The following is a 20163-nucleotide window of genomic DNA, read 5'->3' as shown; positions in this document are numbered from 1 at the left end:
CGCCTCGGCCGCACCGCGGCCCTCGTCACGAGCGATCGCATGAGCACCTATCAAGCCCCGTTGACCGATCTCCGCTTCGCGCTGCACGACGTGCTGCAGGTGGAGGCGCTGTTTGCCCGCCTCGGCCATGCCGACGCCAATGCCGAACTGATCGATGCGGTGCTGGAAGAAGCGGCGCGCTTCACCGGCACCGTGCTGGCGCCGCTGAACCGGGTCGGCGACGAGCACGGCTGCACCCTGGACAAGGCCACCGGCGCGGTGACCACCGCGCCCGGCTTCCGCGAGGCCTACCGGCAGTTCGCCGAGGGCGGCTGGACCGGGCTGACCGCCGCCGCCGAGTTCGGCGGCCAGGGCCTGCCGCACACCCTGGGCGTGCCGCTCAACGAAATGGTCAACGCCGCCAACCTGGCCTGGGGCAACTTCCCGCTGCTGTCGCACGGCGCAGTCGAGGCGCTCAAGCAGCACGGCGAGGCCTGGCAGCAGGAGGTGTTTCTGAAGCCGCTGGTAGATGGCCGCTGGACCGGCACCATGTGCCTGACCGAACCGCACTGCGGCACCGACCTGGGGCTGCTCAAGACCCGCGCCGAACCCAACGCCGACGGCAGCTGGTCGGTCAGCGGCACCAAGATCTTCATCACCGCCGGCGAGCACGACTTCACCGACAACATCGTGCACCTGGTGCTGGCGCGGCTGCCGGACGCGCCGGCCGGCGCCAAGGGCATCTCCCTGCTGGTGGTGCCGAAGTTCAAGGTCGCCCGCGACGGCAGCGTCGGCGAGCGCAACGCGCTGCGCTGCGGCTCGCTGGAGCACAAGATGGGCATCCACGGCTCGGCCACCTGCGTGATGAACTTCGACGGCGCCGAGGGCTACCTGGTCGGGCAGCCGCACAAGGGCCTCCAGGCCATGTTCACCATGATGAACACCGCGCGCCTCGGCGTCGGCCTGCAGGGCATCGGCCTGTCCGAGCGCGCCTACCAGAACGCGCTGCATTACGCCCGCGAGCGCCTGCAGTCGCGTTCGCTGAGCGGCGCCAAGCTGCCGGAGAAGCCGGCCGACCCGATCCTGGTGCATCCGGACGTGCGCCGCATGCTGCTGACGGTGAAGGCGCTGACCGAAGGCAGCCGCCTGCTGGCGCTGCATGCCGCCACCCTGATCGACATCGCGCACAGCGCCCAGGACCCGGCCGAGCGCGAGCAGGCCGACGTGCTGGTCAGCTTCCTCACCCCGATCTCCAAGGCCTGCCAGACCGAGTGGGCGGTGGAGAACACCTACCACGCGCTGCAGTGCTTCGGCGGCCACGGCTACATCCACGAACACGGCATGGAGCAGTTGGCGCGCGACGCCCGCATCACCACCCTGTACGAAGGCACCACCGGTATCCAGGCGCTGGACCTGATCGGGCGCAAGACCGCGTCCAGCCAGGGCGCGGGGCTGAAGCTGTTCCTGGCGCAGATCGAGGCCTTCCTGGCCGAGCACGCCGACAGCCCGGCGGTAGCCGAATTCATCGCCCCGCTGCGCGAGAAGGCCGCCGAGTGGGCGGCGCTGACCAAGCGCATCCTGCAGCGCGCCGCCGGCAATCCCGAGGAACTGGGCGCGGCCAGCTACGACTACGTGTTCTATTCCGGCTACGTGGTGCTGGCCTACTGGTGGGCGCGCAGCGTCGCCGCAGCCGAGGCCTCGGCGCATGGCGAGGCGTTCAAGCAGTCCAAGCGCGAGACCGCGCGCTTCTACTACGCCCGGCTGCTGCCGCGCACGCTGACCCACGCCGCGGCCATCGACAGCGGCGCCGCGCCGCTGATGACGCTGGCCGACGCGCAGTTCTGAGTCGCACATCCAGGTCCGGACGCGGCCCCGGCATGCACGCCGTGCCGGGGCCGCACGGCCCGCCGCGGCCGATACACAAACCGTCACCAATCGGGTATAAGCTGTCTTCCCGATGGAGACAGACACAACAACGCTTGGTCTGATCGATACCGGGGCCTGCGGCGCCTCGGCCGCGGTCCCGTCGCCTGCGGCGTCCCCTTCCCACCTGCCTTCGGTCCGGCTGCTGTCGCTGGACGCGCATGGCCGCGTGCTGGACTGGATCAACTGGCAGGACGCCGCCTGCCTGTACGCACGCGGCGCGGTGGCCTGGACCCTGGGCGAGCCGTGCCTGCATATCCACGGTGGCATCTGTCGCGCCAGCGGCGAGCGCAGCGTGCTGGAGCTGCACCCGATCATCGCCGCGCGCGGCCACGCGCATGCGCGTGCGCTCGACCCCACCCCGACCCTGACCAACACCGCGCTGTTCGCCCGCGACGCGCAACTGTGCCTGTACTGCGGCCAGCAGTTCAGCCGCCCGCAACTGACCCGCGACCATGTGCTGCCGGTGTCCAAGGGCGGCCGCGACATCTGGGAGAACGTGGTCACCGCGTGCTTCCACTGCAATTCGCGCAAGGGCAACCGCACCCCGCAGCAGGCGTCGATGCCGCTGCTGGCAGTGCCGTACCGGCCGAGCTGGATCGAGCATCTGATCCTGTCCAACCGCAATATCCTGGCCGACCAGATGTCGTTCCTGAAGGCGCAGTTGCCGAAGCGCTCGAAGCTCTCGTTGTAGCCGCGCGGCCTCACGCCGCCGTCACGCCCGCTGCGACGGATTGCCGCACCCCGGCCGAAACCGGCCATCCACGCGCCCGCGGATGAACGGGTTGATTGCGCGTGCCCGGAATGGAGAGGAAAATGACAGGTCCGCTGAACCTCCATTCCGATGATCGACCCCACCCGCTATCCGCGCCTCTCGCGCATCCAGGTCCCCGAAGAACTGCGTCGCTTCGATGAATCGGAGCTGCCGGCCATCGCCGAGGAACTGCGCGCCTTTCTGATCGAGTGCGTCGGCAAGAGCGGCGGCCATTTCGGCGCCGGGCTGGGCGTGATCGAACTCACCGTCGCCCTGCACTACCTGTACGACACGCCGGTCGACCAACTGGTGTGGGACGTCGGCCACCAGACCTATCCGCACAAGATCCTCACCGGGCGCCGCGACCGCATCCACACGGTCAAGCAGGCCGATGGCGTGGCGCCGTTCCCCAAGCGCGAGGAAAGCGAGTACGACACCTTCGGCGTCGGCCATTCCTCCACCTCGATCTCGGCCGCGCTGGGCATGGCGGTGGCGCTGCAGCGCATGGGCGACGAACGTAAGGTGGTGGCGGTGATCGGCGACGGCGCGATGACCGCGGGCATGGCCTACGAGGCGCTGAACCACGCCGGCGGTATGGACCCGGAACCGAACCTGCTGGTGATCCTCAACGACAACCGCATGTCGATCTCCGAGGCGGTCGGCGGGGTCACCAAGATGCTGGGGCGGATGAGCGGCAGCAAGACCCTCAACGCCATCCGCGAGGGCGGCAAGAAGATCCTCGGCGACAAGAAGAGCAACCCCACCGCACGCTTCGTGCGGCGCTGGGAAGAGCACTGGAAGGGTATGTTCGTGCCGTCCACGCTGTTCGAGGAAATGGGCTTCCACTACACCGGCCCGATCGACGGCCACGACCTGCCGGCGCTGCTCGGCGCGCTGAAGACGCTCAAGACCCTCAAGGGTCCGCAGCTGCTGCACGTCATCACCACCAAGGGCAAGGGCTACGAACTGGCCGAGGGCGACCAGATCGGCTACCACGCCGTGGGCCCGTTCGATCCGAGCAAGGGTCTGGTGGCCAAGCCGGGCGCCAAGGCGCCGACCTACACCGACGTGTTCGGCGACTGGATCTGCGACATGGCCGCGGCCGAGCCGGCGCTGCTGGCGATCACCCCGGCGATGCGCGAGGGCTCGGGCCTGGTGCGTTTCAGCAAGGAATACCCGCAACGCTATTTCGACGTGGCCATCGCCGAGCAGCACGCGGTGACCCTGGCCGCGGGCATGGCCGTGCACGGTGCCAAGCCCGTGGTGGCGATCTATTCCACCTTCCTGCAGCGCGGCTACGACCAGTTGGTGCACGACGTGGCGGTGCAGCAGCTCGATGTGCTGTTCGCGATCGACCGCGGCGGCGTGGTCGGCCCGGATGGCGCCACCCACGCCGGCAACCTGGACCTGAGTTTCCTGCGCTGCGTGCCGCACCTGGTGGTGATGGCGCCGGCCGACGAAGCCGAGTGCCGGCAACTGCTCAGCACCGGCCTGCACCATGCCGGCCCGGCCGCGGTGCGCTACCCGCGCGGCACCGGCCCCGGGGTCGCCCCCGGGACCACGCTGGAACCCCTGCCGATCGGCAAGGCGCAAGTGCGCGCGCAGGGCCACACGGTGGCGCTGCTGGCGTTCGGTGCGACCCTGGCGGCGGCCGAACAGGTCGGCCGCGAGCTCGGCCTGAGCGTGGTCAACATGCGCTTCGTCAAGCCGCTGGACCGCGCCCTGCTGTTGGAGCTGGCGCAGAGCCACGAAGGCTTCGTGACCATCGAGGACAACGTGGTGGCCGGCGGTGCCGGTTCCGGCGTGGCCGAGCTGCTCAACGCCGAAGGCGTGCTGCGCCCGGTGCTGCACCTGGGCCTGCCCGACGCGTTCCAGCACCACGCCAGCCGCGAGCAATTGCTGGCCGAAGCCGGCATCGACGCCGCCGGCATCCGCGCCGCGGTGCTGAAGCGCTGGCCGCAACTGGCCACCAGCGCCAGCGCCAGCGCACCGCGCACCGCGGCGGGCTGACCCGTCGCGATTGCGAGCAGAGCAACGGCACGGCGGTTGGCGCATGCCGTGCCTGCTTGCGGCATTGCGCACGGTTCTCGATGCGCCGCATGCCGCTTCCGATTGCGCCGGCGTCTCAAGCGCGTGACCTAAGGCGCGATCACCTCGGCGCCGCTGGCGCGTAGCCGATCCAGCGGCCCGCCCGGCTCCTGCAGGGTCTGCATCGGCAACGCCGCGAAACTGGAGCGGTTCTGCGCCAGCGCCCGCTCGGCCACCTGCAACCAGGCCGCCTGCGCACGCTGGCGCACATCGCCCAGGCCCAGCTTGCGCGCGATCGCCGCTTCGCCGACCGCGTCCAGGCAGACCCGGTACTGATCGTTGGCGGGCAACGCGGCCAGCGTGTCCAGATCGCCTTCGGACCACGCATTGGCGCGCTGGCGCATCGTCTCCAGGTCGCGATCGATGACCTGCAAGGTGCGCGCGAAACAGGCACTGTCGTTGAGCGAGGTCGCCCGGAACTCCTGCAGCGCGCGCTTGGCGTCGGGCACCTTGACCTCCATCACCACCGGCACGATCGGCACCCTGGCGCGCTTGGCCGCACGCGCGATCACCGGCTGCACGACGCTGCCCAGGCTCAGGCCGGAAGTGCGCATCGCCGCTTCGTACAGCTCCTGCGCCGCGAACACCGGCCGCCAGCGTTCCACGCTGCTGTCGCGGCCCAGGTAGCGCGCCTTCAGCGGCAGCCAACGCGCATACAGCTCCGGCGGCAGCACCTGCTGCAGGGTGCGGTCGTCGGGATTGCGCCGCGCCTTGAGCAAGGACGGCAGCAGCATCAGGCTGCGGAACATGCCCAGGCCCGAGTCCAGGGTGAGGGTCGGCGCCGCGATCACCTGTTGCGATTGGGCGATCACCCGCTCCACTTCGCCCGATTCCCACTGCATGCGCTTGGGCAGCGGCGACACCGTGCCGAGGATCCACAGCACGTGATCGCCGCGGCGGACCTGCCACAGCCCCGGGCCGGGCTGGCGCCCGCTCACCAGCACCGCCTCCAGGTCGACCACCGGCGGATGGGCTGGTGCGGCCGGCGTCGCGGTCTGCGCCTGCACGGCGGGCACGCCCGCCGCCAGCAACGCCGCCGCCAGGCACAACGCCGGGCCGAGCCGGCGCGCAACGGCCCCCGGCGCGGTCGCTGCGCGCACCCCGCGCCGCCCCGGCATCAGTCCGCCAGCTTCGGCAGGTGCGTGGCCAGCGGGTCGGTGTCCGCCAGCAGTTCGAAGCGCTCCCACAGGAACCCCGGCGCCACCACGCAGCGCACCAGGCAGTAGTCGGCCAGCGGACGCGCGGCCTGCCAGGTGCCGGCCGCGATCACCACCGACGGCATGCCGCCGCGCTCGCTGGCATCCAGGCGGTAGCGCTGCAGGCCATGCTGCGGATCGAAGCCCAGCAGTTCCAGAGCACCGCCCTCTTCCCATTGCCAGGTCTCGTCGGCATCGATGCGGTGCCAATTGCTGACTTCGCCCTGCGCCAGCAGGAAGCGGATCGCGGTGCAGGCCGGGCGCAACGTCTGCTCGTGCTGCACCATCAGGGCCGAGGTATGCACGCGCGCGTAGCGCCCGCCCTCCGGGTGCGGCAGCAGCGACAGGTCGCGCACCAAGGCGGCGATTCGGAAAGCGGCGGCGCTGGACATGCGTCCAGTCTAATCCGGCGCACGGCCGTGCGGATGTCAGGCCGCGCCATTTCCGCGGCGGCGGCCGCTCGACGTCACGAGGGGCGCAGCGAGTCGCGTGCAGGCGGCATGGCGCCCAGCCGCCTGCCATGCCGCAGGCACAGCGCGAAGAACACCAGCAGGTCCCAGCTGTAGCGCTTGAGCAGGCGCCGCGGCTCGCGCAGCAGGCGGTAGATCCATTCCAGGCGCAGCCGGCGCACCCAGGCCGGCGCACGCCGGGCGGTGCCGGACAGGAAGTCCAGCAGCGCGCCCACGCCGAACGCCAGCGGCACCTGCAGTTGTCCCGCCTGCTGCAGCAGCCACCGCTCCTGCAGCGGATTGCCGAACGCCACCAGCAGCACGTCGGCGCCACTGGCGTTGATGCGTGCGGCCAGCCCGTCGCCGGCCGCGGCGAACTCGGCATAGCCATCGCAGGTACCGACCACCTGCTGCCCCAGCGACTGCCGCAAGGTCTGCGCCGCGGCGTCGGCCACGCCGGGACGGCCGCCGAGCAGGAAGAAGCGCAGCGGCCGCGGGCTCTGCCGGCACAGCGCCGGAATCAGATCGGTGCCGTTGAGGTTGCCGGCGAAGCGGCGGCCGTGCACCAGCAGCGCGCCCAGGTCCATGCCGATGCCGTCGTTGACGATGCACACGTCCGGCGCGGCCAGGCGCTCGCACAGAGCCTGGCACTGCACCACGAAGTTGGTGTTGGCGAAAAACACCTGGCGGCGCTCGCCGCGCGCCAGCGCCTGCAACAACGCGGCAACGAACTCGGTCTCGGTGCTGCGCAGGATCGGATAGCCGCCCAGCGCCAGCACCTCGCCGGTCGCGCGTTCACCAGAGGTCATGCGGAAAGCTCTCCAGCAGGCCGCGTTGCACCGCGGCCAGGTCGAACACGGTATTGCCGCCCAGCGCCACGCATTCCTCCACCGTGTGCCCGGCATGCCAGCGGCCGCGGCCGGTGCCGGCGTAGTAGTCGTCGTACTTGAAGCGGTCCTCGCCGTTGCCCCAGTCCAGGTACACCGACGGCACGCCGTAGGCTTCGGCCAGGATCAACCCGTGCAGGGAACTGGACACGACCAGATCGGCGCCGAGCAATTGCCGCACGAAGGCGGCCGGCTGGCGGTTCGGCAGCACCAGGTGGTCCTTGTACTGCGCATACTTGTCCAACGGTTCGTTGAAGTGCGGCACCACCAGGAACGGCTGCCGCGCCGATGGCGCCAACAGCGCCTCGCGCGGGAAGAACAACGGCATCAGCAAACCAGGATCGCCGTAGACCTCCGGCACCTGCAGGCCGCGCTCGCGCAGGAACGCGCGGGTCTTGGGGCCGCGCACCGCACGCACATCGAGCTGGCGGAAGGTATGGCGGTCGGCGGGAATCTTGCCGTTGACGCCGCTGCCCCACACGGTGTCGCCGTCGCGGGCGAAGTGCAGCACCGAGCCGATCGCGATCAGCCGCGTGCGCTTGTCGCGCTTGTCCAGCAAGGTGCGGTCGCGCTGGCCGAGCACGTTGGAGACGATGATCTTGGAAAGATGATCGCCCACGTTGATCTCGCCGTTCTTCGGCTTCCACCAGAACAGCGCCCGGCGCTCTTCGTAATCGATCCATTTTTGCAATGCGGACATCGGTCCTCCTTGGTTGCGCGGGGGGTACGGCGGACAAGCCGGGGCCTGGACTCAGGCCACGCCGTCGGCGAACAGACGGGTCTCCGGGTAGGCGGCCGGGTCCAGCACCCGGTCGGTGGTATCGGACCAGCTCAGGCACTGCCGATGGCGCACGTGCGGCGCCTGCAGCGCCTGCCCGATCGCCGTGATGATCGACGCCTCGTCGCCGGGCGTGTAACCGAAGCGCGACGGATAGCGGCCGACCACGGCATTGGGACAGACGGCCGGCAGGCCGAAGAAGTCGTACTGCAGCAGCTTCATCGAACTGTCGGCCAGATACGCCGGCACCTGCTCGGACGCGTACGGGGCGATGCCGAAGCGGGCGTGCTTGATGTAGCGGATGGTCTCGGCGTGCTTCATCTCGCCGTACACCACCACGTTGTCGCCATAGCCCGGCGCGCGCCCCATGCCCGAGCCGATCACGTGGAAGGTGACCTGCGGGAAGGCGCGGCTGGCGGCGACGAAGAAATCAGGATCGAACAGCATCGAGCCCACCGCCACAGCATGGATGCCCTCGCCGTACGGCGACGGGTCGCCCAACGTGTGCAGATCGTGGTCCACGCCGTGGCCGACGTGGTACACGTTGTGGCGGCTGGCGACCTCCTCGGCCATCGCCGGCGACACCAGTGCGATCACGTCCAGGCTCGGCGCCACGCGGTCGAATTCGCGCTCGATGTAGTCGGCGACGTTGATCGTGCTCAACCCATCGGAGGCGCGGTACACCTTGCGTGCGGTCGGGTTGATCCGCGCCGCCAGCGCGATGAACGCCACCGCGATGCCGCTTTCGAACACGATCACGTCGGCCTCGCGCATCCAGCGGATCAACGTGGCCGGCGCGCGCGCCGCGTAGACCTTGAACATCAGGTCTTCCAGCGGCCGCAGCCAGCGCCGCCGGGTGTTGAACGGATGCAGCAGCGCGCGCCACAGATAGCAGTCCACGCCGTTGTGGCGGACCACCTGGTTGGCGGTCGCGTCCAGCGGCAGGCGCAGGTCGCCCTTGAGCCGCGACAGCAGGCTGTAGCGCAGCGAGAAGAACCGCGTGGGGCCGCGCTTGGCCAGCTCGTCGGCAATGAAGTGGATGTTGGCGCGACGCGGCGTGCGGTAGTCGTGCGCCGACAGCACCAGATAGCACGGCGCACGCCCACTGGTGGCCGCGGCCGGTGCCGATGCGGGCAGCGCCGCTGCGGAAGAATCGCTCATGCGCTCGCTCCTAGGCGGGTGGAAGGGAAAGAAAGACGCGGCAATCCGGCGTTCATCGCGGCCCCCGCGCCTGGCGCAGCAGCGTGCGCATCTGCAGGATCGCCAGCACGTCGCGGCGGAACGCCGGCCACAGCGCGAACACCAGCAGGCAGCCCAGCGCCATCGCCACCGCGCCGACGATCAGTTGCAGCCACAACGACGTGCCACCCCACTGCTGTGCGGCAAAGTACGCGGCAACGCCGCAGACGCCGTAGCCGAGCACCGCGCGCAAGGCGTTGTTGAACAGTTCCCAGGCCGGGATCTGCGGCGCGATGCGCGCGATCCAGATCACCGACAGCGGCCACATCACCAACAAGCCCAGCGTGTAGCCCACGGTCACGCCCATCACGCCCCACAGCGAGCCGGCGAAGATGCAGGCGATCAGCATGACCCGCCCGACCACCGAATACACCAGTTGCTGGCGCATCAGGCCCAGCGCCAGGAACACCCAGTAAGTGGCGTAGGACGCGGTCTGGAAGATGCCGCCGAGGGTCAGCACCTGGAACAGCGGCACTGCCGGCCGCCACTGTTCGCCCAGCACCAGCACGATCAACGGCATCGCCAGCGCGCAGGCGAAGGAGAACAGCGCGACGATCAGGTGCACCATCACCGTCTGCCCGCGCAGCAGGAAGTTGCCGAAGCGCGGCGGGTCGTCCTGCAGCTGCGACAGCACCGGCAGCGCCACCGAGGTGGCCGGTGCGTTGATCTGGTTCAGCGGCATCATCAGCAGCTGGAATGCGCGGTTGTACAGGCCCAGCGCCTCGGCGCCGATGCGGTGGCCGATGATCACCTGGCCGACGTTGCGGCTGGCATAGCCGAGCAGCTGCGCGGCCATCAGGTTCCAGCCGAAGCTCAGGAAGGTGCGCATCGGCGCATCGCGCCGGTAGCCGCGCGGCAGCCAGCGCGCGCAGGCGCCGGCGATCAGCAGATTGACCAGCGCCTGCACCACCTGCTGCCAGACCAGCGCCCAGTAGCCGTAGCCGGCCAGGGCCACGCCGACGCCGGCCAGCAGGCCCAGCACCTGCGCGCCGACGTCGCTCAGCGAGACCTGGCCGAAGCGTAGCGCACGGCTCAGGTGCGCGCGGTACTGCGTGGTCATGCCGTTGAGCAGGAAGGTCACCGCCAGCGCCTGCGAGATGCCGAGCAAGGCCGGCTCGCGGTAGAAGTGCGCGATCCACGACGAGGACAGGAACACCACGATCGCCAACGCCAGGCCGATGCCGCTGTTGATCCAGAACAGGTTGTCGCGCTGCTCGCGGCTGACGTGCTTGGCCTGGATCGCCGCCGAGGAAAGGCCGAAGTCGCGCAGGATCTCGGCCATGCCGACGATCGCCGTCACCATCGCCATCAGGCCGTAGTCGTAGGGCGTCAGCAGCCGCGCCAGCAGAATGATGCCGCCGAACTGCACCACCATCTTGGCCAGCTGCCCGGCCATGGTCACCGCCGCGCCGCCGGCGGCGCGCGCGCCCAGTCCGGGTTGCGGCGCTGCCGGCCGCGGGGTCTCGGCGCTACTCATGCGTCCTCCCCGCGGCGCACGGTCAGCGCCTGCAGATAGCTGCGGTAATGCTGCAGGCCGATACCGTTCCAGTCGCGCCGCGACAGGTCCGGCACGGCGTCGGCGGGCAACTGCTGCGCGTGCGCCAGGGCCTGCGCCAGTTGCGCCGCATCCAGCTCGCCCTGGTACAGCTGCACCCACTGCGCGCCGACTTCGTCGGCGATGGCGGCATTGGCCTCGCTCCACGGCGCCAGCACCGGGCGCGCCAGCGACAGCGCCAGCAGCAAGGTGCCGGAGTTGTGCATCTGCCGGTACGGCAGCACCACCAGTTCCGCCTCCCCGACCTCCTGCGCCAGCACCGCGTCCTCCACGTACTGCAGGCGCGCACTGATCCGCGGGTCCTCGGCGCAGGCGCGCTCGACCACGCCGCGGATCTGCGCATCGATCGGGTTGCCGGCGATGCGCAGGCTGAGTTGGGGATCGGGCAATGCGCCGAACGTCGCGATCAACGTCTCCACGCCCTTGTACGGGCGCAGCAGCCCGAAGTGCAGCAGGCGCCCGCGCACCCGCGGCGGTTGCGGCAGCGTCGCGTACCAGTCGCGGTAATGGCCGTGCAGGATGGTGTCGGTGGCCGGCACGCGTGCGGGCGTGGTCGCATTGATGCGGATCCAGCGCACGGTCTGGCGGTCGATACAGCGCAGCAGCAGGCGTTCGCGCCGGCCCTTGTCCTCGTGCGGCGCCACGTTGTGCAGGGTGCGCACCAGCGGCACGCCGGCCAGGCGCAGGCGCAGCAGCAGAACGGCGATACAGAGCTGCTTGGCCAGCGTGCCGAGCGCCGTGCGATGCCGCAGCAGGTACTCCGGCCAGTGCAGGTGCAGCACGTCGTAGCGCGACAGCAGCGCCGCGCGCATCGAGAAGAAGCGCAGTTGCACCTGCGGCGGCAACGCCGCGTAGAGCTGGGTCAGATAGGGATTGGTGGTCGCGGTCGGACGCTCGGTGGACAGCAGCACGGTGACCGCCGGCGCGGCCTGCTGCGACGTGCCATGGCGCTGGCTCTCGCCGCTCATCGGCCGCCCTCCGTGCCGCCCAGCGCCAGGCGATATTCGTCCAGATAGGCGCCGACCACACGGTCCCAGTCGTAGCGATGCGCGTAGGCCATTGCCGCTGCGCGCTGCGCGGCAAAGTCCGCATCGGTGCCGGCGGCGAAGGCACGCACCGTGGCCGCGGCTGTCTGCGCATCGGCCGGATCGACCAGCACGCCCTGCCCCGACTCGCGCTGCAGGCGCGCAAACGGCGGGATGTCGCTGAGGATCGGCAGCAGCCCCGCGCTCATCGCTTCCACCGCGGCCAGGCCGAACCCCTCGTGCCGCGACAGGCAGACGAAGTACTGCGCGCTGCCGAGCAGTTGCGCCAGTTGCGCCTGGGTCGGCGCCACCTGCAGGCGTACCCGCTGCTGCAGGCAGCGCTCGGCGATCGCCTGCTGCAGGTCGGCCATGCTGAAGTCGTATTCGCGCCCGGCCACGATCAGTTGCCAGGCCGGATCCTGCGCGGCCAGCGCGCGCACCAGGTCCAGGGTCTCCAGCAGGCCCTTGTTGACCGACCAGCGCCCGAAGTAGATCAGCGTGCGCCCCGGCGTGGCGCTGCCCTGCCCGGCGAACTTGTCCACGTCCACCCCGTTCTCGATCACCCGCAGCCGCTGCGGCGCGACCACCTGCGAGAACAGCTGGCCGTCGTTCTCACTGGTCGCCACCACCCGCGCGTAGGCAAGTGCGGAGGCACGGGTGAGGGTCTTGAACCAGAGCATCTTCAGGCGCGAGGCATAGGTGGTATGGAAGAAACCGCCATGGGTAGAGACGATCATCGGCACACGGTGCAGCGGCCGGGTCAGGGCCAGGAAGTCGTAGAAGAAATCGATGCCGTGCACGTGCAGCAGATCGGCGCCGCGCACTGCCGACAAAACAGACGGCGCCAGCGGGTAGCGCGAGGAGCCGCGGTACGGCAAGCGCACGATCGGCACACCCTGATGGCTGTCGCGCGGGGCCAGGCGTTGCTGCGGATCGGTGAACACCCGCTCCAGACTCACCACTTCGACCTGGTCGCGGCCCTGCTGCAGATGGCGGCGCGCGATATTCAGCACCACCTCTTCCATGCCGCCGACCGACGGATGGAACTGGCGCACCACGTGCACCACCTTCATGCCCGGCCTCCATCGCGCCCGTGCGCGGCCCGCAACGCCGCCGTCATGCCGTCGCTCCCGCGACCGCGCTGCGACGCACGCCGATCATCCACGGCGCGATCCGCACCAGCACCACGCGGATCGGCACGCTGGCCAGTACCGCCAGCACACTCACCGACACCGCCCAGGCCGGTCCCCAGGCATCGCCGCGGACCAGACCGGTGCGGGCGGCGACGCCGGCCATCACCGAGAACAGCAAGGTGTGCGTGCACAGGATCAGCAAGGTGTTGCGCCCGATCCACTGCAGCCAGCCCAAGTGCTGCACCAGCCCAGCAACGCACAGCGCCATGGCGCTGCCGAGCAGGCTGGCGGCAAGGAACTCCAGCGGGGAATCGCCGAACTTGAGCATGTTCACGTCCACGCGGCCGTTGTGCCAGGCGATCGCGAACCAGGCCGCGCCCAGCAGCACCGCCGCCAGCGCATTGCCGGCCGGCCGTGCCGGCCACCACTGCGCCCGCGTCGCGGCGAGCGCGCCGATCGCGAAGAAGCACAACGCCACCGGCAGCACGTCCAGCGAGAACGGCAGGCGCATGTCCTGCCCCGGAAACCAGCAGGCCCAGCCCCACGCCACCGGCAGCGACAGCGCGGCCAGGGCCGACACCGACAGCGTCCGGCGCAGCGCCAGATAGGCCAGCGTGGTCACGAACAGCGCCGGCAGGAACCACAGCGCAGGCATCACGTAGAGCTTGGGCCCGATGCCGCTGACCAGGCCCAGCAGCGGCTCCCACCACGGCCGGTCGCCCCACAGTTGCGCCTTGCTGCCGATATGCCGGGTCAGCATCCAGTACGCGTAGGCGACGAAGAAGAACGCCACGTACGGCAGCAACAGGCTGCGCGCCAGCTTGCCGACCGTGGCCAGGCTCAGCGGGCGGTTGCCGAAGGCCTCGCCGACCCAGCCTGACAACAGGAAGAACATCGGCACGTGGAAGCTGTAGGCCAGGATCACGTAGGCGTGCGGAATGCCCTTGGCATGCCCGAACACCACCAGCAGGATCGCGATCGCCTTGGCCGCATCGATGCGCATGTCGCGCGGCGCGCTCGCCCGTGCGCTGCGCCCCTGCGCCGGCACGGACGCGGAGACGGCCGTGGCGGGCGCGCTCATGCCGGCACCGCCGGGATGCAGGGAGCCGGCGCCGCAGGCACTGCGGCTGACTCGCGCAGGCGGGGCGCCATCTGCCACAGGCACCCGCACACGAACCACCACAGCGCCGCGGTCTTGATCGAGAAATAGCCGTTGGAAACCAGCAGGCTCAGCGAGAAGGCGAAGATCAGCAGGTTCTTGAACAGCTGCCCTTCGATGGTGCGCATCAGCATCGCGAACGAGTACGCCAGCAGGAACGCCAGCACCAGCAGCACCGACTGCGAGGAGATGAAGTAGGCGATGCCGCTGTCGAAGTAACGGTACGGCTGGTCCACGTCCAGCCCCATCCACGCATCGGCGCTCATCCTGCGGAGCGAATCGACGGTGAAGAACACCCGGCCCAATGTGGTGTCCTCGTAGCTCTGGATGCCGGAGGCCCACACCAGCAGCCACGCTCCGCCCATCACCGCGAAGAAGATCAAGAAGCCCAGGCGCTGGTCCATACGCAGCAGCAACGGACTCAGCAGCGCCATCATCACGCAGGTACCGGCGGCCAGGCGCCCGTCCGAGGCCACGATCAGGAAGCCGATCATCGCCACCGAGGCGACGATCGCCAACGGCCGCATCCAGCGCCAGAACGTCAGCAGGATCGCGGTGAAGAAGATGATGAAGTTACCCATCGTCACCGGCTCGATGAATACCGAGGAGGCGCGCGGCAGGTTCGACGACGGCAGGAAATTGCGCGCGCCCGGCCGTGTCGCACTGACGAACAGGTTGCTGTCCTGATTCCAGAAGCTCGACGCGCTGGCGCCGCGCGCGTTGACGAAATAGCTCTTGGGGTTGACCACGTCGCCGTAAACCTTGGGCAGCGCCAGTTCGAACACCGCCACCAGCGACACCAGCAGCGCCATGCGTACGAACATGCGCGGCAGCGAGCCGGTGTAGGCCGCGCCGAGCAGCAGGAAGGCGAACGGGATCAGCGCATCGCGGAAGAACTTCGGATCCAGCGTCCAGGCCATGAACAGGCGCACCAGCATCAGCAGCGCCAGCAGCGCGATGCCGGTGAACACCATCGCCATGCGCTTGCGGTCCAGCGCGCGCATACCTAGCAGGAAACAGGCCGCATAGACCGCCAGTTCCACCGCGTAGGTCATCGCCGGGCTGACCCGGAACACCTTGGCGTTGATCACCGCCAGCACGAAGTTGTAGCCGACGGCGAACAGCAGCACCAGCTCGATCAGCAGGTTGCGGCGCTGCTCGCGCAGCGGCATGTCCGGCACGCTCAGCATGCGCACCTCGCTGCGGCGGCGGCGCGTTGCACGCCAACGCGGCCATCGGCTGCCGTCACGCGCGGCAGAAACGTGTCGCGCGCCACGTCATTCGACGCAGGCAGCACGGGAACGACGGCGACGCGGAGGCGGCGCCGGCGCTGTACACGGTCGGCGGGAAGAAAACGCATCGGGCGCATCAGTAGGCGGTCTTCTGCCCGAGCACCTTGAACGCGGTCAGCACGATGATCCGCGTGTCCAGCCACAACGACCAGCGGCGGATGTAGTCCAGGTCGTACTGGATGCGCTTCTTCATCGTGCGCAGTTCCGGCGTCTCGCCGCGGAAGCCGTTGACCTGCGCCCAGCCGGTGATGCCCGGCTTGACGTAGTGCCGCTGCATGTAATGGTGGATCAGCTTTTCGTAGTGGGTGTTGTGCTGCGCCGCGTGCGGACGCGGCCCCACCACAGACATGCTGCCGCCGAGCACGTTGAACAGCTGCGGCAGTTCGTCCAGGCTGGTGCGGCGCAGGAACGCACCGAAACGGGTCACCCGGCTGTCGCCGCGCGTGGCCTGCACCACCACGTCGCTGGGCTCCTGCTGCACACGCATGGAGCGGAACTTGTACATGTAGAACTCGCGCCCGCCCAGGCCGTGGCGGCGCTGGCGAAAGAACACCGGACCCGGCGAGCTCAGCTTCACGCCCACCGCGATCGCCAGCATCAGCGGCCACAGCACGGCCAGTGCGGCCAGGGCCACCAGCTTGTCCTGCAGCGCCTTGGCAACCACGAAGTAGGTGTTGCGGTCCACCCCGCCCTGGCGCAGGTTGATCACCGGTACGTTGCCGATCTGGTCGCCGGACTGGTTGAGCATGCCGAAGTCGAACAGATCGGGAATCAGCCGGACCTGGATCGGATAGCGGTCCATGCGCTGCAGCAGCTGCTTGATATGGTCGCGTTCGCCCAACGGCAACGAGATCCACACCTGCTCGACCTGGTGGTCGTCGAGGTAGTCGATCAGCGCGTCGGCGGTGCCCTCGCCCAGGCACTGCAGCTTCTGCGGATGGTCGGCCACCGACAGGTCGTAGTCGCTGCTGAAGTAGCCCACCACCTGCATGCCCACCCAGGGATTGCGGCTCAGGTAGTTGTGGATCTTCACCACCGGATGGCGCAGGCCAACCACGACCACGCGCTGCACGTCCACGCCTTCCGAGCGCAGCCGGTTGAGCACTCCGCGCACCAGGGTGCGCGAGAGCAGCAGCGTCGCCAGGCTGGTGACGAACCAGGTGCCGATCCACAGCCGCGAGACCTGCTGGCCGAACTGCACCACGAAGGCATGCATGGCGAACAGGGCGAACACACCGCCACAGGCCAGGCTCAACACCATCATCTCGCGCAACAGGCCGCGCCCGCGCCAGCTGCGGTACAGCGGGAACAGCGCGAAGCAGATCACCGCGTACAGCAGGGTGGTGCCAATCGCCACCCGGTAGGCCGGTTCCGGCATCCAGGTGCCGAACAGCAACCGGTGGGTGAGCAACGCGCCGCCGACCATGACGGTCAGGTCGGACACGCGCAACAGGATGTCTGCCGCGGCCGCGTACTTGGACAACATGCGCGGCGAGGAGGTCGTATAGGTGGCGCTACTCAGGTCTGCCAAAAGCATGATCGGGATTCCTATCCAAACCCGGTCGATCGGCATGCGGGGGAACATGCGACGCCGCCGGGCCTCGATTTCGCCTGCCTGTGGACCGCTGCGGCGCCTCCCTCGCCGACCCCAGGTCCACGGCAGCCCGTGATTACTTCAACAGAACAACGTCTTCGTACAACCGCGCTGGAAAATAATGGAGCACCTCATTGCCTAGCTGAACCACGTATCACCTCACTGAAGACTGTGCGTCGAACCGATGCTGTTGTGTGCGGTGCGGCACGCACCCGCGCCTCGCGCGGTGCGGCGCGCCATGACACCGCGACATCACGCCGAGGCCGCCGCCGCGGCTTCGGCCTCGCGGATGAAGTAGCGCACCAGCGCCACCGCCGCCGCCAGGAACAGGCCGAACACGAAGGCCAGCGCCAGGCCGAGCAGCTTCTTCGGCGAACTCGGCTTGCCCGGCACATCGGCGCGGTCGACGATCGAAATGTTGTTGGTGCCTACGTTGCCGACCACGCCGATCTCCTTGTAGCGCTGCAGCAGCGCGTCGTAGAGCTGGCGGTTGGTGTCGGCCTCGCGGCGCAGCATGGTGTAGCGGATGCTGCGGGTCTGCAGGTCCAGTTCGTCGTTCTTCAGCGCTGCGATGCGGTCGGCCAGCAAGGTTTCCTGCTGACGCGCCGACTCGTAGTCGTTCTTCAGCGCACTACGGATGTTGGCGACCTCGTCGGCGATCTGCCGCTTGGTCTCGGCGATCTGGTTCTGCAGGCGCTGCATCTCCGGGTAGCCGGGCTGGAACGTCGCCAGCTTCTGCTGGTAATCGGCGGTCATCTTGGCCTGCTCGGCGCGCAGATTCTGGATCAACGGGTTGCTGACCACCTGCGGCAGGCCCATGCCGTCGCCGATGCCGGCCTGGCGCCAGGCCGCCTCGGCCTTGATCCGCGCATCCTGCGCCGCGGCCAGGCGCACATTCAGTTCGCTCATGTTCTGCGTCGGCAGCGAGGGCTTGTCCTCGCCCATCGACACGATCTGTTCCTGGCTGGAATAGTCGACCGCGTTCTTCTCCGACTCCTCGACCTTGTCGCGCAGCTGCGCCAGGCGTTCGGACAGGTAGCGCGCGGCGAACGAGGACGCCTGCAGGCGGCGTTCCTGGGTCGAGGCGATGAACATCTTGGCGTAGGTGTTGGCCACGCGCGTGGCCAGCACGCGGTCGGGCGAATCGAAGTTGATCCGCACCAGCCGCGAGTCGCGCACCGGCTCGATGGTCAAGGCGTCCAGCACCGGACCGACCAGCGCGTTCTCCGCCGCGGCGGCACGCGCCTGCGGCGTCGGCGCACGCCCGTCGCCGTTGTCCTGCAGCTTCTCCAGGGCCTCATCGACCAGCGGTTTGAACGCCGGCGCCTCAGTCAGCTTGGCCTCGCGAATCACCTGCCGCGCCAGCGACCGGCTGCCGAGCAGTTCGTACTGCGTCTGGTAGAAGTCGCGATCCTGCGGCGATTCCACCGGCATCAGGTTGGCGACATTGGCGACGTTGAGCGATTCGCGCTCGATCTGCAGCACGCTGGTGGCGCGGTACTTCGGCGTCATCAGCAGGAGGACCAGCAACGCCAGCAGGACGACTGCCCCGGTGATACCGATGATCAGCCAACGCTGCCGGTACAGCGCATTCCAGTAATCCAGCAGGCCGATGTCGGCCGGGCTCAGCGGGGCACCCACAGGACGCGGGCGCGGCGCGGAAACGGGAGGCAAGGTGGAGGCGCTCATCGGTAGGCCCTCCAGACCATCACGAACGGGGTCAGCTGCACCACGGTGCGCAGCAGTACCAGCGCATCGGAGCGGTACACCACCACGATGTCGCCGCCGTAGATCGCCGGATCCGGCGCGGCGCCCTTCTGGATATCGCGCAGATCGAAACGCGCCAGCATCTTCTGCCCGCCCACCGTGCGGAACACCACCACATTGCCGCGGCTGGCCACGTCGCTGACGCCCTTGCCCAGAGACAGTGCCTGCTGCAGGGTCAAGGCGGAGCCCTGGATGGGATAGATGCCCGGCTCGCTGACCGCGCCGGTGACCGTGACCCGGTTGCCGGTGAACTCGTCGACCAGCACCGACACCTGCGGGTTCTGCAGATAGCCGTTGCGGTAACGGTCGGCGATCTCCTTCTGCAGCGCATTGACGCTGGAGCCGGCGGCCTTCACGTCGCCGATCAGCGGCAACGAGATGCGGCCCTCGTTGTCGACCCGCACCTGCCGTTCCAGATCGTCGACCTGGAACACCTTGACCGTCAGCAGGTCGCCCGGGCCGAGCAGGTATTCCGGCTTGCCCATTGAAGCGGCAAGCGGATCGCCCGCCGGCAGGTCGGTACGCATCGCCGGCCCGCTGCTGCATGCGGACAGCAGCCCCAGGCAGAACAGGGCAAGCGCCCATTGGAAGGTCACGGAAAGTTTACCCATGCGCGATGCTGATGCCCTCTGTCGATTGGTTTTCGAAGCGCCGCACTCCCCCAGCCGGCCAGGGTTCCGTTCCCGGTCGGAGGATGATTACGGTGTCAATTCCTGCCTGGGACGAACGGCCCTGGCCAACAGCGAAGCTTCGTGTTGCAACGCACTATGGCACAGGCATCTGCCGCCACCAAGGCGTTACCCGACATTTTTTTGACGCAGTAACGTGAGGGTTCAACTACATGTCCGGCTATTCAGCGTAGCAAGGACCCGTGAACGTTCCATCGACGCGATGTTAACGTGATCAATGTCAAGGCATTGACGCTGCGCAGCTCTCAGTTCCCATGGGGCTTTCCGCTCTGGTGGGGCGACGACCTCGTCGCGGGACAGCGCAATCCCGCGCATTTTGTCTACGGCGACGCGCCAGCCTCTCTGCGCCGATACAGATCGCCCTATGTCGCGATATCGACACGCGTTGCCATCCCGGCGGGCAGCCCATTGCCGACACCGGCCGCACGCGCGCCGCCGATCCGACGCGCCCAAACAAAAAAGGCCCATGTCGCAGACATGGGCCTTCGAAAGATGGTCGGGGTAGCCGGATTCGAACCGACGACCACTAGTCCCCCAGACTAGTGCGCTACCAGGCTGCGCTATACCCCGGTGTGTTGCGTCTCCGCCGTCAAGGCGGACCCGCCTTGCGGCGAGCTGGCGATTATAGCGGGTTTGCCGCGGCCATTCCTAGCGGC

General features: G+C 68.8%; 16 protein-coding genes and 1 tRNA gene. 3 read left to right on the top strand and 14 right to left on the bottom strand.

Annotation, left to right across the window (positions count from 1 at the left end):
* Nucleotides 1-39: 39 nt before the first annotated feature.
* The 3 genes from CEK66_RS03675 (at nucleotide 40) to dxs (ending at nucleotide 4666) form a co-directional block, all read left to right on the top strand.
* Nucleotides 40-1824, top strand: coding sequence for an acyl-CoA dehydrogenase C-terminal domain-containing protein (locus CEK66_RS03675; RefSeq protein ID WP_152235983.1), 1785 nt, complete (start codon nucleotides 40-42; stop codon nucleotides 1822-1824).
* 112 nt (nucleotides 1825-1936) lie between these two features.
* The gene (locus tag CEK66_RS03670; protein ID WP_026143548.1) at nucleotides 1937-2596 is read left to right on the top strand and encodes an HNH endonuclease; all 660 of its coding nucleotides are present in this window, start codon (nucleotides 1937-1939) and stop codon (nucleotides 2594-2596) included.
* Between the two features lie 150 nt (nucleotides 2597-2746).
* Complete coding sequence (gene dxs, locus CEK66_RS03665; protein ID WP_152235982.1) at nucleotides 2747-4666, top strand: 1-deoxy-D-xylulose-5-phosphate synthase; 1920 nt, start codon at nucleotides 2747-2749, stop codon at nucleotides 4664-4666.
* Nucleotides 4667-4794: 128 nt separating this feature from the next.
* Here dxs and CEK66_RS03660 read toward each other — a convergent pair whose 3' ends face one another.
* From CEK66_RS03660 to CEK66_RS03595, 14 genes are all read right to left on the bottom strand, one after another.
* Entirely contained in the window at nucleotides 4795-5844 is a 1050-nt protein-coding gene (locus tag CEK66_RS03660; RefSeq protein ID WP_226978483.1) for a TraB/GumN family protein, read from the bottom strand.
* A gap of 17 nt (nucleotides 5845-5861) precedes the next feature.
* Nucleotides 5862-6332 (bottom strand): cupin domain-containing protein, encoded by a 471-nt coding sequence (locus CEK66_RS03655; protein ID WP_017916102.1) that lies wholly within the window; start codon nucleotides 6330-6332, stop codon nucleotides 5862-5864.
* A gap of 74 nt (nucleotides 6333-6406) precedes the next feature.
* Entirely contained in the window at nucleotides 6407-7198 is a 792-nt protein-coding gene (locus CEK66_RS03650) for a WecB/TagA/CpsF family glycosyltransferase (protein WP_152235980.1), read from the bottom strand.
* Complete coding sequence (locus tag CEK66_RS03645) at nucleotides 7185-7976, bottom strand: polysaccharide pyruvyl transferase family protein (RefSeq protein WP_017910240.1); 792 nt, start codon at nucleotides 7974-7976, stop codon at nucleotides 7185-7187. Before CEK66_RS03645 ends, CEK66_RS03650 begins: the two co-directional genes overlap by 14 nt.
* 51 nt (nucleotides 7977-8027) lie before the next feature.
* The gene (locus tag CEK66_RS03640; protein WP_152235979.1) at nucleotides 8028-9215 is read right to left on the bottom strand and encodes a glycosyltransferase; all 1188 of its coding nucleotides are present in this window, start codon (nucleotides 9213-9215) and stop codon (nucleotides 8028-8030) included.
* Between the two features lie 52 nt (nucleotides 9216-9267).
* Entirely contained in the window at nucleotides 9268-10770 is a 1503-nt protein-coding gene (locus CEK66_RS03635) for a lipopolysaccharide biosynthesis protein (protein WP_152235978.1), read from the bottom strand.
* Nucleotides 10767-11816 (bottom strand): GDP-mannose--glycolipid 4-beta-D-mannosyltransferase, encoded by a 1050-nt coding sequence (locus CEK66_RS03630; RefSeq protein WP_152235977.1) that lies wholly within the window; start codon nucleotides 11814-11816, stop codon nucleotides 10767-10769. Before CEK66_RS03630 ends, CEK66_RS03635 begins: the two co-directional genes overlap by 4 nt.
* The gene (locus tag CEK66_RS03625; RefSeq protein WP_152235976.1) at nucleotides 11813-12946 is read right to left on the bottom strand and encodes a glycosyltransferase family 4 protein; all 1134 of its coding nucleotides are present in this window, start codon (nucleotides 12944-12946) and stop codon (nucleotides 11813-11815) included. The genes CEK66_RS03630 and CEK66_RS03625 overlap by 4 nt, the downstream gene beginning before the upstream one ends.
* Before the next feature lie 43 nt (nucleotides 12947-12989).
* Nucleotides 12990-14087: an acyltransferase family protein gene (locus tag CEK66_RS03620; RefSeq protein ID WP_152235975.1), complete on the bottom strand. Its 1098-nt coding sequence runs from the start codon at nucleotides 14085-14087 to the stop codon at nucleotides 12990-12992.
* On the bottom strand, nucleotides 14084-15355 hold the full coding sequence (locus CEK66_RS03615; RefSeq protein ID WP_152235974.1) for a polysaccharide biosynthesis protein GumE: 1272 nt from the start codon (nucleotides 15353-15355) through the stop codon (nucleotides 14084-14086). Before CEK66_RS03615 ends, CEK66_RS03620 begins: the two co-directional genes overlap by 4 nt.
* A 178-nt stretch (nucleotides 15356-15533) precedes the next feature.
* Complete coding sequence (locus tag CEK66_RS03610) at nucleotides 15534-16994, bottom strand: undecaprenyl-phosphate glucose phosphotransferase (protein WP_148829266.1); 1461 nt, start codon at nucleotides 16992-16994, stop codon at nucleotides 15534-15536.
* Nucleotides 16995-17303: 309 nt separating this feature from the next.
* On the bottom strand, nucleotides 17304-18740 hold the full coding sequence (locus CEK66_RS03605; RefSeq protein ID WP_152235973.1) for a GumC family protein: 1437 nt from the start codon (nucleotides 18738-18740) through the stop codon (nucleotides 17304-17306).
* A complete protein-coding gene (locus CEK66_RS03600) occupies nucleotides 18737-19429 on the bottom strand; it encodes a polysaccharide biosynthesis/export family protein (protein WP_043092309.1) in 693 nt (230 codons plus the stop codon). The genes CEK66_RS03605 and CEK66_RS03600 overlap by 4 nt, the downstream gene beginning before the upstream one ends.
* 571 nt (nucleotides 19430-20000) lie before the next feature.
* Nucleotides 20001-20077 (bottom strand) — tRNA-Pro (locus CEK66_RS03595).
* Between the last annotated feature and the right edge of the window lie 86 nt (nucleotides 20078-20163).

This window comes from Xanthomonas sp. LMG 12460, from assembly GCF_009192895.1.
GTDB classification, from domain to species: Bacteria; Pseudomonadota; Gammaproteobacteria; order Xanthomonadales; family Xanthomonadaceae; genus Xanthomonas_A; species Xanthomonas_A sontii.
Note: the sequence above shows the minus strand (reverse complement) of the source record. Positions and strands in the feature narration are given on the sequence as shown.